This is a genomic window from Nonomuraea sp. NPDC046570, from assembly GCF_040645915.1.
Taxonomy (GTDB): domain Bacteria; phylum Actinomycetota; class Actinomycetes; order Streptosporangiales; family Streptosporangiaceae; genus Nonomuraea.
In genome coordinates this window covers 108,780-121,393 of record NZ_JBEYZF010000010.1, presented here as the reverse complement: position 1 = coordinate 121,393, position 12,614 = coordinate 108,780, and the positions used below count along the sequence as shown (strand labels likewise).

The 12,614-nt window shown below is 70.3% G+C and carries 15 protein-coding genes and 1 pseudogene; 11 read left to right on the top strand and 5 right to left on the bottom strand.

Annotated features, from left to right (window positions below; all coding sequences use genetic code 11):
- Nucleotides 1–2: 2 nt before the first annotated feature.
- From recR to ABZ911_RS18315, 4 genes are all read left to right on the top strand, one after another.
- Complete coding sequence (gene recR / locus ABZ911_RS18330) at nucleotides 3–602, top strand: recombination mediator RecR (RefSeq protein ID WP_358056612.1); 600 nt, start codon at nucleotides 3–5, stop codon at nucleotides 600–602.
- Nucleotides 595–1,125, top strand: coding sequence for a DUF5063 domain-containing protein (locus ABZ911_RS18325; protein WP_358056610.1), 531 nt, complete (start codon nucleotides 595–597; stop codon nucleotides 1,123–1,125). Before recR ends, ABZ911_RS18325 begins: the two co-directional genes overlap by 8 nt.
- Before the next feature lie 83 nt (nucleotides 1,126–1,208).
- Nucleotides 1,209–2,483 (top strand): aspartate kinase, encoded by a 1,275-nt coding sequence (locus ABZ911_RS18320; RefSeq protein WP_358056608.1) that lies wholly within the window; start codon nucleotides 1,209–1,211, stop codon nucleotides 2,481–2,483.
- Complete coding sequence (locus ABZ911_RS18315; RefSeq protein ID WP_358056606.1) at nucleotides 2,480–3,541, top strand: aspartate-semialdehyde dehydrogenase; 1,062 nt, start codon at nucleotides 2,480–2,482, stop codon at nucleotides 3,539–3,541. Before ABZ911_RS18320 ends, ABZ911_RS18315 begins: the two co-directional genes overlap by 4 nt.
- Before the next feature lie 52 nt (nucleotides 3,542–3,593).
- On the opposite strand, the gene ABZ911_RS18310 is transcribed toward ABZ911_RS18315, so the two are convergent.
- A complete protein-coding gene (locus tag ABZ911_RS18310) occupies nucleotides 3,594–4,232 on the bottom strand; it encodes a hypothetical protein (protein WP_358056604.1) in 639 nt (212 codons plus the stop codon).
- Between the two features lie 155 nt (nucleotides 4,233–4,387).
- Between ABZ911_RS18310 and ABZ911_RS18305 the strand changes: the two genes are divergently transcribed.
- The 5 genes and pseudogenes from ABZ911_RS18305 to ABZ911_RS18285 all read left to right on the top strand — a co-directional run bounded on the left by ABZ911_RS18305 (nucleotide 4,388) and on the right by ABZ911_RS18285 (nucleotide 7,999).
- Nucleotides 4,388–5,056: a TetR family transcriptional regulator gene (locus ABZ911_RS18305; RefSeq protein WP_358056602.1), complete on the top strand. Its 669-nt coding sequence runs from the start codon at nucleotides 4,388–4,390 to the stop codon at nucleotides 5,054–5,056.
- Between the two features lie 135 nt (nucleotides 5,057–5,191).
- A complete protein-coding gene (locus ABZ911_RS18300; RefSeq protein WP_358056600.1) occupies nucleotides 5,192–6,151 on the top strand; it encodes an LLM class F420-dependent oxidoreductase in 960 nt (319 codons plus the stop codon).
- Between the two features lie 2 nt (nucleotides 6,152–6,153).
- Nucleotides 6,154–7,041 (top strand): annotated as a pseudogene (locus ABZ911_RS18295) (amidase); the annotation flags it as partial.
- 271 nt (nucleotides 7,042–7,312) lie between these two features.
- Nucleotides 7,313–7,570: an amidase family protein gene (locus ABZ911_RS18290; protein ID WP_358056882.1), complete on the top strand. Its 258-nt coding sequence runs from the start codon at nucleotides 7,313–7,315 to the stop codon at nucleotides 7,568–7,570.
- Nucleotides 7,571–7,726: 156 nt separating this feature from the next.
- Nucleotides 7,727–7,999: a YkvA family protein gene (locus tag ABZ911_RS18285; protein ID WP_358056598.1), complete on the top strand. Its 273-nt coding sequence runs from the start codon at nucleotides 7,727–7,729 to the stop codon at nucleotides 7,997–7,999.
- On the opposite strand, the gene ABZ911_RS18280 is transcribed toward ABZ911_RS18285, so the two are convergent.
- From ABZ911_RS18280 to ABZ911_RS18270, 3 genes are all read right to left on the bottom strand, one after another.
- A complete protein-coding gene (locus ABZ911_RS18280; RefSeq protein WP_358056596.1) occupies nucleotides 7,980–9,176 on the bottom strand; it encodes an amidohydrolase family protein in 1,197 nt (398 codons plus the stop codon). The genes ABZ911_RS18285 and ABZ911_RS18280 overlap by 20 nt on opposite strands.
- A gap of 120 nt (nucleotides 9,177–9,296) precedes the next feature.
- Complete coding sequence (locus ABZ911_RS18275) at nucleotides 9,297–10,025, bottom strand: tyrosine-protein phosphatase (protein ID WP_358056594.1); 729 nt, start codon at nucleotides 10,023–10,025, stop codon at nucleotides 9,297–9,299.
- Between the two features lies 1 nt (nucleotide 10,026).
- On the bottom strand, nucleotides 10,027–10,815 hold the full coding sequence (locus tag ABZ911_RS18270; protein WP_358056592.1) for an SURF1 family protein: 789 nt from the start codon (nucleotides 10,813–10,815) through the stop codon (nucleotides 10,027–10,029).
- A 146-nt stretch (nucleotides 10,816–10,961) separates the two neighbouring features.
- Here ABZ911_RS18270 and ABZ911_RS18265 point away from each other — a divergent pair, with 146 nt between their 5' ends.
- On the top strand, nucleotides 10,962–11,591 hold the full coding sequence (locus ABZ911_RS18265) for a VC0807 family protein (RefSeq protein ID WP_358056590.1): 630 nt from the start codon (nucleotides 10,962–10,964) through the stop codon (nucleotides 11,589–11,591).
- Here the strand turns inward: ABZ911_RS18265 and ABZ911_RS18260 are convergent.
- Nucleotides 11,588–12,052 carry a helix-turn-helix domain-containing protein gene (locus ABZ911_RS18260; RefSeq protein ID WP_358056588.1) on the bottom strand — a complete coding sequence of 155 codons (465 nt, stop codon included), beginning with the start codon at nucleotides 12,050–12,052 and terminating at the stop codon, nucleotides 11,588–11,590. The two genes, ABZ911_RS18265 and ABZ911_RS18260, sit on opposite strands and share 4 nt — an antisense overlap.
- A gap of 71 nt (nucleotides 12,053–12,123) precedes the next feature.
- On the opposite strand from ABZ911_RS18260, the gene ABZ911_RS18255 reads away from it, so the two are divergent.
- Nucleotides 12,124–12,606 carry a GNAT family N-acetyltransferase gene (locus tag ABZ911_RS18255; RefSeq protein ID WP_358056586.1) on the top strand — a complete coding sequence of 161 codons (483 nt, stop codon included), beginning with the start codon at nucleotides 12,124–12,126 and terminating at the stop codon, nucleotides 12,604–12,606.
- Nucleotides 12,607–12,614: the final 8 nt, after the last annotated feature.

Sequence of the window (12,614 nt, the reverse complement as noted above, 5' to 3'; positions counted from 1 at the left end):
CCATGTACGAAGGGGTCGTCCAGAACCTGATCGACGAGTTGGGCATGCTGCCCGGCGTCGGTCCCAAGAGCGCGCAGCGGATCGCCTTCCACCTGCTGGCGGCGGACCCGGTCGACGTGAAGCGGCTGGCGCACGCGTTGCTCGAGGTGAAGGAGAAGGTCAGGTTCTGCAGGGTGTGCGGCAACGTGGCCTCCGAGGAGGAGTGCCGCATCTGCCGGGACGCCCGGCGCGATCCCCAGGTGATCTGTGTCGTGGAGGAGTCGAAGGACGTCGTCGCGATCGAGAAGACGCGCGAGTTCCGGGGGACGTACCACGTGCTCGGCGGCGCGATCAGCCCGATCGACGGCGTCGGTCCCGACGACCTGCGCATCCGCGAGCTGATGACCCGCCTCGCCGACGGCAGGGTGACCGAGCTGATCCTCGCCACCGACCCCAATCTGGAGGGGGAGGCGACGGCGACCTACCTAGCCCGTCTGGTCAAGCCGATGGGTCTGAAAGTGACACGACTGGCCAGCGGTCTGCCGGTAGGCGGTGACCTCGAGTACGCCGACGAGGTGACCTTGGGCCGCGCGTTCGAAGGACGGAGGCTGCTGGATGTCTGACGAGTGGAGCGTTCTCGCCGACGAGATCGCCGGACACGCGCAGAACTATGTGGACGGCCTGACCAGGGTCGCGGGCGGTGAGGGTGGCGACGGCATCTGGTCGCTGCTGCTGGTCGAGGTGGCGCAGGTGAGCCTGGCGGGCGCCAAGCTCGGCGCGAGCCAGGACGTGATCCTCTCCGGCAACTGGGAGCCGCCGCTGAGCGAGGACCCGGACGTGGACGGCGTCCGTACGGCGCTGGCGGAGCGGCTCGGCGCCGTCGACGACTACGCCGAGGTGTTCGACCCGTACAAGGACACCGCTGTCACCCCCTATCGCCTGTCGGACGATCTGACGGCGGTGGCGGCGGACCTGATCCACGGGCTGCGTCACTTCCACGCGGGCCGCCCGCACGAGGCGCTGTGGTGGTGGCAGTACTCCTACTTCAACACCTGGGGCAACCACGCGGGCGCGGCCATGCGTGCACTTCAGGCGCTTGCGGCACACACCCGCCTGGATGTCGCAGAAGAGGTCACCACCGCCTGATGTCCACATAGTGGTCCGTATCCCCGGGCTCATCTGGGGCCGCCAGTAGACTGGCAGCTCACAGTCCAGACCGGGAGACTCTCGTGGCGCTCGTTGTGCAAAAGTACGGTGGTTCGTCCGTCGCCGACGCGTCCTGCATCAAGCGGGTCGCGCAGCGGATCGTCGCGACGAAAAAAGCCGGCAACGACGTCGTCGTCATCGTCTCGGCGATGGGTGACACCACCGACGAGCTGCTCGACCTGGCCCAGCAGGTCTCGCCGCTGCCTCCGGCCCGTGAGCTGGACATGCTGCTCACCTCGGGCGAGCGCATCTCCATGGCCCTGCTGGCCATGGCGATCGCCAACCTGGGCCACGAAGCCCGCTCGTTCACCGGCTCGCAGGCCGGCGTGATCACCGACTCGACGCACGGCAGGGCGCGCATCATCGATGTGACGCCCGGCCGCATCCGCGAGGCGCTCGACCTCGGCCACATCGCGATCGTGGCCGGCTTCCAGGGCGTCTCGCAGGACACCAAGGACATCACCACGCTCGGCCGCGGTGGTTCCGACACGACGGCGGTGGCGCTGGCGGCGGCCCTGGAGGCCGACGTCTGCGAGATCTACACCGACGTCGACGGCATCTTCACCGCCGACCCGCGCATCGTGCCCGCGGCCCAGCAGATCCCCAGGATCTCCTATGACGAGATGATGGAGATGGCCGCCTGCGGCGCGAAAATCCTGCACCTGCGCTGCGTCGAGTACGCTCGCCGGTTCAACCTGCCGATCCACGTGCGCAGCTCGTTCAGCCAGAAGGAAGGCACGTGGGTCGTGTCCGACCCTTACACCGAAGGAACCGAGATGGAGCAGCCGATCATCTCCGGCGTCGCACACGACCGGAGCGAGGCCAAGATCACCGTTGTCGGGGTGCCCGACAAGGTCGGCGAGGCTGCCGCGATCTTCAAAACGCTGGCCAACGCCGAGATCAACATCGACATGATCGTGCAGAACGTCTCGGCCGCGGCGACGGGTCGCACCGACATCTCCTTCACGCTGCCCACGGCCGACAGCTCGACGGCGCTGACGGCGCTGAAGCGCATCCAGGAGCGCATCGGGTTCGAGTCGCTGCTGTTCGACGACCAGATCGGAAAGGTGTCGCTGATCGGGGCGGGCATGCGCTCGCACCCCGGCGTCACCGCGACGTTCTTCGCGGCTCTCGCCGACGCGGGGGTCAACATCGAGATGATCTCCACCTCGGAGATCCGCATCTCGGTGATCGTGGGGCAGGACGGCGTGGACGCGGCGGTCTCCGCCGCGCACCGCGCGTTCGACCTCGATTCGGAGCAGGTTGAGGCCGTGGTGTATGGAGGTAGTGGACGATGAGCAGGAAGCCGACTCTCGCGCTGATCGGGGCGACCGGTGCCGTGGGCACCGTCATGCGCGACATCATCTCCGGCCGTGAGGACATCTACGGCGAGATCCGCCTGGTCGCCTCACCGCGTTCGGCCGGCAAGGTCCTCCAGGTCCGCGGCGAGGACGTGGTCGTCCAGGCGCTGGCGCCGGAGGTGTTCGACGGCGTCGACATCGCCATCTTCGACGTGCCCGACGAGGTGTCCGCGGTGTGGGTGCCGGTCGCGGCCGAGCGGGGCGCGATCGCGATCGACAAGTCGGGGACGTTCCGGATGGAGCCCGAGGTCCCGCTGGTGGTGCCCGAGGTGAATCCGCAGGCGGCGGCGAGCCGTCCGCGGAACATCATCTCGACGCCCAACTGCACCACGCTGTCGATGATGGCCGCGATGGGCGCGCTGCACGCCGAGTACACCCTGAGCGAGCTCGTCGTCGCCTCCTACCAGGCGGTCTCGGGCGCCGGGGTGGCCGGTTCGGCCCGGCTGTATGACGAGGTCGAGGCGCTCGCCGGCGACCGCACGATCGGCCAGAGCGCCGGTGACGTGCGCAAGGCGCTGCAGAACAAGCTGCCCGAGGAGTCGCCGTTCCCCGCGCCGGTGGCGTTCAACGTCGTGCCGTGGGCGGGTTCGCTCAAGGACGGCGGCTGGGCGTCGGAGGAGCTGAAGCTGCGCAACGAGTCGCGCAAGATCCTCGGTATCCCGGACCTGAAGGTCTCGGCGACCTGCGTCCGGGTGCCGGTCATCACCACGCACTCACTGGCCGTGCACGCGCGCTTCGAGCGTGAGATCACGGTGGCCGACGCGCGCCGGATCCTCGACGCCGCGCCGACCGTCGTCGTCCTGGACGACCCGGCGAACGGCGTCTACCCGATGCCCGCCGACGTCGTGGGCACCGACCCGACCTATGTGGGCCGGATCCGCCAGGCGCTCGACTTCCCGAACACCCTCGACCTGTTCGTGTGCGGCGACAACCTGCGCAAGGGTGCGGCGCTGAACGCCGCCGAGATCGCCGAGCTGGTCGCGGCCGAGTTCTGACCTGTTCCGCTTGAGCCCGGCACCCTGCTTCCAGGGTGCCGGGCTCTCGCGGTCAGCGGAACAGGATGTCCCAGTGGTCGGACTCGTCGGCGAAGACGGTGCCGTCGGATGCCCGGTAGAGGCGGGCGCCGTCGCCGCGGACCGAGATCGGCTGGTAGTTGCCGGTCACGAAGCGGTCGACGCATCGGTTGCGTGAGATGTCGAGCTTGTGGCCACTCGCGTGGCTGAACGGGCCGGGCGCGTGCCCGGTCTCGGTGCCACCGGTGACCATGATGGGGCAGCCGCTGGCCCTCTTGAGCTCGATCACCCGGTGGAGCGTGGCGGATCTGACCGCCTCCAGTGAGGTGCAGACACGGATCCTCCGGTCCGTGCAGTGGCCTGAGGACTTCCGGCGCAGGCCCGCGTCTCTCAGCAGACCCATCGCGAGTCCGTGTGAGATGCGTCCGGCTTCGCGGAGCCTGGTCCTGGACAGGTCGTCGCTCGTGCTCTGGTCCAGCCTGGCGGCGTACCAGCGGGCGGTCTCGATTACTCCCTCGATCTCGTAGGTCCTGATCACGGGTGGCGGCGCCGGCCGTACCCGGTCACCTGGGGTGACGGGTGCGGCGGAGGCGGCCGTTGCCACCGCGATGATGCAGGTTTGTACGGCGATGAGCGCGGCGATGAGCAGCCGCACCGACCAACGTATCCACATATCGATGCCTTCTCGCGGATTGCCCTTCCGCCAGAAGGATCAATGCCACCGTGGAGCCCACATGATCCGCGCTCGGAGTGGATCTTTACCCTGTGGCGGTGATCACGGTGCTGTCGCGTGACCGAAAGGGCCGCTCCTAACGTAAAGTGACGTGCGTGTCCGAACCCCGAAACCGAGGATCGGAGAGCACCCGAGAGGTCATCGTCGAGACGGCTTTGCGCCTGTTCCGGGAACGCGGCTTCGACGCGACCACGATGCGGGCCATCGCCGCCGAGGCCGGGGTCTCCGTGGGCAACGCCTACTACTACTTCGCCTCCAAGGAAGCGCTGATCCAGGCCTACTACGACCGGGCCCAGGACGAGCACGAGCGGGCCTGCCGCGAGTTGCTGGCCACCGAGCGGTCGTTCGCGGCGCGGCTGAGCGGCGTCTTCCGGGAGTGGGTGCGGGTCTCGGAGCCGTACCACGAGTTCGCGGTGAAGTTCTTCAAGCACGCGGCCGAGCCGACGAATCCGCTGAGCCCGTTCAGCGCGCAGTCGTCGCCCGCGCGGGAGGCGTCCGTGGCCATCTACCGGCAGGTGGTCGAGGGTTCGCGGGACCGGATGGACGCGGAGCTGCGCGAGGAGCTGCCGGAGCTGCTCTGGCTGATGTCGATGGGGATCGTGCTGTTCTGGGTGCACGACACCTCGCCGGGCTGCCGGCGCACCTACCGGCTGATCGAGGTCACGGTGCCGCTGGTCGATCGTCTGGTCGGGCTGTCCCACCTGCCGGGGCTGAGAGGCATCACCAAGGACTTCATCGCGGCGGTACACGAGCTGCGGGAGTGATCCCCTCCCCGGGTGCCGGGCGGGCCGTGCGCGGCCTTCAGACGGCCTTGTGGGCTTCCGGCTGAACATACCGCCCGGTTGGTATCTTGACGGAGCCCCCGCATACCGGGGCAAGCTACAGCCGGGAGGCCCGCGATGACTCAGAACTGGGGCATGACGATCCCCTTCTTCGACCGCTCGCTGGCCGAGGCCAGGGAACTGATCGGGGAACTGCCCGCGCTGGGCTACACCGACGTCTGGTCGGCCGAGGTCAACGGCGCGGACGCCTTCGTCCCGCTGGCGATGGCCACAGAGTGGGCGCCCGGACTGCGCCTCGGCAGCGCGATCGTGCCCGTCTACACGCGCGGGCCCGGCGTGCTGGCCATGTCCGCGGCCACACTGGCCGACCTGGCCCCCGAGCGCTTCGTGCTCGGCATCGGCTCGTCCTCGCCGGCGATCGTGTCGCGGTGGAACGCCGCGGAGTTCGCCAAGCCGTACGCGCGCACCCGGGACACGCTGCGCTTCCTGAGGAGCGCGCTGGCCGGGGAGAAGGTCACCGAGGCGTACGAGACGTTCGAGGTCAAGGGCTTCAAGCTGGAGCGCGCGCCGAGGATCGCGCCGAAGATCGTGCTGGCCGCGCTCCGGCCGCGCATGCTGCGCCTGGCCGCCGAGGAGGCCGACGGCGCGATCACCAACTGGCTCTCGCCGGACGACGTCCGGCGGGTGCGCGCCGAGATCGGCCCCGGCACCGAGCTGATCGCCAGGATCTTCGTCTGCGTCAGCGAGGACGCCGCCAAGGTGCGCGAGATGGGCCGCCGGATGCTCGCCGCCTACCTGACCGTCCCCGCCTACGCCGCCTTCCACGACTGGCTCGGCCGGGACGAGGTGCTGCGGCCGATGCACGAGGCCTGGCGGGCCGGAGACCGGCAGGCGGTGCTCAGGGCGATCCCGGACGAGGTCGTGGACGCGCTGATCGTGCACGGCGACGCGGCCACCTGCCGTGCCCGGATCGAGGAGTATGTCGCCAACGGGCTCGACACCCCCGTCCTCGCCCCCATCCCCGGCGGCGAGGTCTCCATCACCCAGGCCGTCCGCGGGCTGGCACCGAAGGGATAGCGATGGACGAACTGCTGCGGTTGGACGCGGTCGGGCAGGCGCAGGCCGTACGGGAGGGGCTGGCCTCGCCGCGGGAGCTGGTCGAGGCGGCGATCGCCAAGATCGAGGCGCACGACGGCGAGCTGAACGCGGTAGTGCACCGCCGCTTCGAGGCGGCGCTGGCCGAGGCGGACCAGGCTCCCGAAGGGCCCTTCCGCGGCGTGCCGATCCTGTTGAAGGATCTCGGCTGGGGGCAGGCGGGCGAGCCGTACAACGCGGGTTCGCGGACGCTGGACGGGGTGCGTGTGGCCGCCGACGGGCACAGCGTGGCCCGGCTGCGCGCGGCCGGGTTCGTGGTGCTCGGCAGGACCAACACCCCGGAGTTCGGCACCACGATCACCACCGAGCCCGTCGCGTTCGGCCCCACCCGCAACCCCTACGACCTCGGCCAGTCGCCCGGCGGGTCGAGTGGCGGCTCGGCGGCGGCGGTCGCGGCGGGGATGGTCGCGCTGGCGAGCGCGAGCGACGGCGGCGGCTCGATTCGCATCCCGGCCAGCCTGTGCGGGCTCGTGGGGCTCAAGCCGACCCGGGGGCGCTCCAGCTACGGGCCCGCCACGGGAGAGGGCTGGAGCGGGTTCTCGGTGGCGGGCTTCGTCAGCAGGACGGTCCGCGACACCGCCGCCGCCCTCGACCTGATCGCCGGGTACGTGCCCGGCGACCCCTACGACGCGCCCGCGCTGCCGGGCCCGCTGGCCGCCGAGGTGGGCGCGGACCCGGGACGGCTGCGCATCGGGTTCGTCAGCGCCCACCCGCGCGGCGACGTGCCCGAGGACGCCACCCTGACCGAGGCCGTCGCCGGGGCGGCGACCCTACTGGAGTCGCTCGGCCACGACGTGCTGCCCGGCTGCCCCGAGCCGCTCGGCGACCCGGACTTCCCGCTGCACTTCGCCGCCATCGTGTCCGCGAACGTCGCCGCCGAGCTGGAGAACATCGCCGCCTGGCGGGGCAAGCCGGTGGATCTCGCCGAGCTGGAGCCGCGCAACCGGCTGATGGCCGAGGGCGGGCGGCGCCGCGGCGCGGTCGAGCACATCACCGCCCTGCAGTGGATGGACGCCTTCCGCCGCCGCATGGCCGAGTGGTGGGGCCTCCGGCTTCGACCTGCTGCTCGCCCCCACGATCGGGGTGACGCCGTACCCGCTGGGCTGGATCTCGCCGGACGACCTGAGCACCGCCTTCGGCCGTACCACGCGGGCCGTCTCGTTCTCCTCGCCGATCAACGCGACCGGACAGCCCGCGATCTCCCTGCCCCTGCACCGGACTCCGGCCGGCCTCCCCGTCGGCGTGCAACTCATCGCCGCCACGGGCCGCGAGGACCTCCTGGTACGGCTCGCCGCCCAGATCGAGGCCGCCACGCCGTTCGAGCACCCGGCCATGCGCTGACCACCGGGGGAACGAATCGCCGAGCGTGACACGTTATGTCGTGAGAAGTCTTGGGTAGACGCCACCACGGAGGTGCTCACGATGGCGAAAGTGACCCGCGCCGCAGCGGCTTGGCGCACGTACCGCGAAGTGAGTCAGCCGGGTACGCCCGGATTGATGGCAAGAGTGCGCGCGATCCCGCGCATGCTCGGCGCGGTGACGCGCGGAAAGTACCCCGGCATGGCCAAGGGCAGGCTGGCGCTGCTCGCGCTCGGCGTGGTCTACATCGTCTCGCCGATCGACGTCATCCCCGACTTCCTGGTGCTGATCGGCGTGGCCGACGACTTCGGGGTGTTCCTCTGGCTGATGGGGTCGCTGCTCGGCGAGAGCGGGCGCTACGTCGACTGGGAGCGCAAGATCATTCAGGGCGCTACAGTTCCTCCCGCCTGAGCCACGCCCGCGAGGGCAGCGGGTGGCCGAACAGGCGGGCGGCGTTGCCGTAGGCGACTCTGGCGATGTCGGCGGGAGGCAGGGCGCCCAGGTTCTTGGAGACGGCGGTCTGGGTGTCGGGCCAGGTCGAGTCGGAGTGCGGGTAGCCGCTCTCCAGCAGGACGTGGTCGAGGCCGACCGCCAGCCGTACGCCGGACAGGGCCTGGTCGTCCAGGCTGCCGAAGAAGAAGTTGCGGCGCAGCACCTCGCTCGGCTTGAGCCCGCCCTCCCACTGCGCCTCGCCCGCCACGGGGTGGTCGAGGGCGTAGTCGGCGCGCTCGGCCAGCATCGGCAGCCAGCCCACGCCGCCCTCCACGATGAGGACGCGCAGCGCGGGGAAGCGCAGCGGGATGCCGGACCACAGCCAGTCGGCGCAGGCGTACATCGCGCTGGCCGGCATCAGCGTGGTGATCGCCTCGATGGGCGTGTCGGGGGACGGTACGGGGGACCAGCTCGACGCGCCGGTGTGCAGGCAGACGACCGTGCCGGTCTCCTCGCAGGCGGCCAGGAACGGGTCCCAGTGGCCGGAGTGGATCGACGGCAGTCGCAGCCGGGTCGGGAACTCGGGGAAGACGACCGCCTTGAAGCCTCTGGCCGCGTTCGCCCTGATCTCCTTGGCGGCGATGTCGGGGTCCGGCAGCCAGGGGAGCTGCAGGCCGATCATCCGCTCGGGGTAGGTGCCCGCCCACACGTCGATGTGCCAGTCGTTCCACGCCTTGACCAGGGCGAGGCCGAGGTCCTGGTCGCGGGTTCTGGCGAACAGCATGCCGGACTGACCGGCCAGCATGCCGGGGAAGCAGAGCGCCGCCCAGATGCCCGCCAGGTCCATGTCGTCGATCCTGGCCTCGATGTCGTGGCAGCCGGGCCGCATGTTCTCGAACCTGACCGGGTCGAGCGTCCACTGCTCGCGCGGGAGGCCGGCGCCGACGTCGAGCCCGGCGCAGGGGTAGGTGGCGCCGCCGTACCTCCAGACCTGGTGGCCCGTGTCGGTCTCGACGACCTTGGGCGCGAGCTCGGCGTACTTCTCCGCGACTCGGCCATCGAAAAGGTCGGGAGGCTCGATCAGGTGATCGTCGGCGGAGATGATCACGTAGTCGCGCCGCCTTGGGTCAGGATCGGGGAGCAGCGGCGTAGTCACGCAGGCAACCGTACGACGACCGTGACAGCCGGAACAAGCTGTGTGTATCTGATCGTGTTGAGACCTGGGATCATCGGACTGACGATCTCGGACAAAGGGGGCGCGGATGTCTCGTTCGCGTCAGTCGAGAAGATTGTTGCTGAGCAGCTCAACGGCCTGCGGAGCCAGGTTCAGCGTTTGCGCGCAGTAGTCCTCGACCGAGCCGTGGCGGCTGTCGAGGTCGGCGAGGAACAGGTCCATCGCCTCGGCCGGCGCCAGGCCGAAGCCCGGCCACAGCTCGGCCTCCGGATGGCGGGTGCGCCAGGAGGTGATGAACCGCTCGGTGGCCAGACCGGTGAGCGCGTAGTCGGCCACGACGTCCTCGCGGGAGACCCCCAGCAGCGACAGCACCAGCGCGGTGAGCAGCCCGGTGCGGTCCTTGCCGGCGGCGCAGTGGACGACGACGGGGGCGTTGTCCGCCACGGCGATCGTCTCGATGGCCGAGCGCAGCAGGTCGGCGCCGTCCTCCGAGACCTCCAGGTAGCGGTCGGCGAGGAACCTGCCCACCCCGAGTCCGGGGTCGAAGAGCGTCACGTCCCACCTGCGGACCTCGACCGGCAGGTTGTGGTAGCTGAGCCCGTCGGCCTCGGGGACCCGGCCGCGGTGCTCCACCTCGAAGGGATGCCGCAGGTCGATCACCGTGCGCACCTGGAGCGCCTCGAACCTGCCGAGGTCGTCGCCGGCCAGCAGCCCGAGGGAGTCGGCGCGGTAGAGGCGCCCCCACCTGACGCTGTGCCGCCCGTCCTGGGTGGGGTAGCCGCCGACGTCGCGGAAGTTGTGCAGCTCGGAGAATGCGATATGGCGGGACACGTCAGGCGTTCACCTTCTCGGTCTCGTCGCTGCTCGCCGCAGCGGCCTTGCGGTCGTTGGCCTCGCGGCGGATCAGCAGCAGCCAGCCGCCGATCGCGATGCCGATGAACAGCCACCACTGCACGCCGTACGCCAGGTTGAGGCCGCCGCCCGCGCCGACGTCGGGCGCGGGGACCGGCTCGGGCGCCGGCGAGGTCTTCGGCCGCTGCTCGGTGAGCTCCACGAACCCGTCGAGCAGCGAGTACGGCAGGCCCTTGCCGATCGCCTGGGTGTTGATCAGCAGCACCTGGCCCGCGGGCAGGCCCGCCCGGTCCTTGATGCCGCTCGACTCCTCGGTCTCGCTGATCCGCAGCCGCCCGGTGACCTCGACCTGGCCGGCCGGGGGAGCGGGCACCTCGGGGAGCGTGTCGGCGGTCGCGCCGGCCTTCACCCAGCCCCGGTTCACCAGCACGGCCCGGCCGTCGCCGGTGACCAGCGGGGTCAGCACGTAGAAGCCGAGCTGGCTGCTCTGCGGGCGCCTGCGCACCAGCAGCGCGTGACTCGCGTCGTAGGTGCCGCTCAGCGTGACCCGCTTGTAGCGGTCGTCCACGCTCACCGGCTTGCCGGGGGCGATGACCGTCTCCAGCGGGGCGGGCGGGGCCTCGATGTTCCTGGTGACCAGGTCGCTGTTGGACGACCGCTCCTCGAATCTGCCGAACTGCCACTGGCCCAGGAAGACGAAGGCGGGGATGACCAGCAGCACGACGACATGCAGCGCCAGCCAGCGTGGCGTGAGGAGGAACCGGTACACCCCTACAGAGTAGGCACTGCCACCTGCGCCTCGACCGCCGAGGCCGCGAAGATGTGGGCAAAAGGGTGTCGGATCGTTCCACCGTCGTCTACGGTCGGATCGGCCCTTTAGGAACGCTCCATCCCCCTGGGAGCAGCACACCCCATATGACCATGCTCGCCGTCTCGCCCGCGGTCGCGTTGCCCCGGATGGGCGTCCTCCTCCGGCACGCGCTGCCACGCGTGCTCGAAAGCATGGTCATGCCGGTCGCGGTCTTCTACCTGGGCCTGCTGGTGGCCGGTTTGGCGGGGGCGTTCGCGATCGCGGCGGCCTGGGTCTACGGCGGCCTGGCCTGGCGGCTGGCGCGCCGCCAGACCGTGCCCGGCGGCGTCCTGCTCGCCTCGATCATGATGACGGTACGGCTGGCGCTGGTCCTGGTCTTCGTCGATCCCCGGCTGTTCTTCCTGCAGCCGACGCTGGGGGTGTTCTGCGCGAGCGCCGCGTTCCTGGTCACCGCCAAGGCGCGCAGGCCGCTGGCCGAACGGGTGGCGGCCGACCTGGTGCCGTTGCCCGAGCGGGTGGTCGCGCACCCGAGGATGCGCCGCTTCTACACCCGGCAGTCGCTGATGTGGGGGCTCGCGCAGCTGGGCAACGGGGCGCTGAGCATGTGGCTGCTGCTGACCCTGCCGGTCGAGACGTACGTGCTGGTGCGCGCTCTGGCGGTCGCGGTACTGCTGGGCGGGGCCGCGCTGGCGACCGTCCTCGACTTCCGGCGGAGTCTGCGCTCGCTGGCTTAGGCGCTCAGCAGCGCGCCGGGCCCCGGCCGCGCGGTGACCTCCCGCGGGCCGCCGACCTCGTGGCCGTCCGCGCAGCGCAGGAACTGCTCCACGGGGGCGCCGCAGTCGCGGTGGGTCAGCTCCATGGGCGGTCCCGCGGCGTCGGCCAGGTATCTGTCGCCCCAGTGCATCAGCGCGATGAGGAGCGGATAGAGGTCGAGGCCCTTCTCGGTCAGCCGGTACTCGTCGCGTTGCCGCTGTCCGGGCTCGCGGTACGGCACCTTGCGCAGCAGTCCCTCGTCGACCAGCCGGGCGAGGCGGGCGCTGAGCACCTGGCGGGGCGCTCCGGTGATGGCCTGCATGTCGGCGAAGCGGCGCACGCCGGAGAACGCCTCGCGGAGCACCAGGAAGGTCCACTTCTCCCCGACGACGTCCAGGGTTCGCGCGATCGAGCAGTTCTCAGCCCGGAAAGGCTCGTTCATATCTGGCATGGTAACTCTCCGTCCGCCTAAGTCTACTTGACAGACTCAGGTGATCGCGAAATGCTGAGTCTGTGTTCGAGACTCAGGTGCGGCTCGCGCGACCACACGACGAGGAGCGGGTCAGGCGCTTCCTGACGGGGCTGTCCCTGCACACCCAGACCCTCCGCTTCTTCACCGGTGTGACCACGCCCGCGACCAGCCTGGTGCGCGCCCTCCTGGCCGTCGACGAGCGCAGGGACGCCCTGGTCGCCGAGGTTGGCGGGGAGATCGTCGGGCACGCCATGAGCTACCGCGGCGGCGGGGCCGACGTGGAGATCGCGATCGTGGTCGCCGACCAGTGGCAGGGGATGGGGATCGGCACCCGACTGTTCGACGCCCTGCTGCACAGAGCCGCGACGCGCGGCGCCACCACGGTCGGCATGGACGTGCTGGGCGAGAACCGGAAGGTGCTCGAGCTGATCAGGAAGACCTGGCCCGACGCGAAAATGAAGGTCAGTTCCGGATCAGTGGAGGTTGTCGCTATGATCCAACAGGCAGGGGTATTTGCGGAATAAGGTTCTGG

Bases quoted from the DNA above. Each gene is read 5' to 3' on its own strand.
- recR (WP_358056612.1), top strand. From the start codon at position 3: ATGTACGAAGGGGTCGTCCAGAACCTGATCGACGAGTTGGGCATGCTG.
- ABZ911_RS18325 (WP_358056610.1), top strand. From the start codon at position 595: ATGTCTGACGAGTGGAGCGTTCTCGCCGACGAGATCGCCGGACACGCG.
- ABZ911_RS18315 (WP_358056606.1), top strand. From the start codon at position 2,480: ATGAGCAGGAAGCCGACTCTCGCGCTGATCGGGGCGACCGGTGCCGTG.
- ABZ911_RS18310 (WP_358056604.1), bottom strand. From the start codon at position 4,232: ATGTGGATACGTTGGTCGGTGCGGCTGCTCATCGCCGCGCTCATCGCC.
- ABZ911_RS18300 (WP_358056600.1), top strand. From the start codon at position 5,192: ATGACTCAGAACTGGGGCATGACGATCCCCTTCTTCGACCGCTCGCTG.
- ABZ911_RS18285 (WP_358056598.1), top strand. From the start codon at position 7,727: ATGGCAAGAGTGCGCGCGATCCCGCGCATGCTCGGCGCGGTGACGCGC.
- ABZ911_RS18265 (WP_358056590.1), top strand. From the start codon at position 10,962: ATGACCATGCTCGCCGTCTCGCCCGCGGTCGCGTTGCCCCGGATGGGC.
- ABZ911_RS18260 (WP_358056588.1), bottom strand. From the start codon at position 12,052: ATGAACGAGCCTTTCCGGGCTGAGAACTGCTCGATCGCGCGAACCCTG.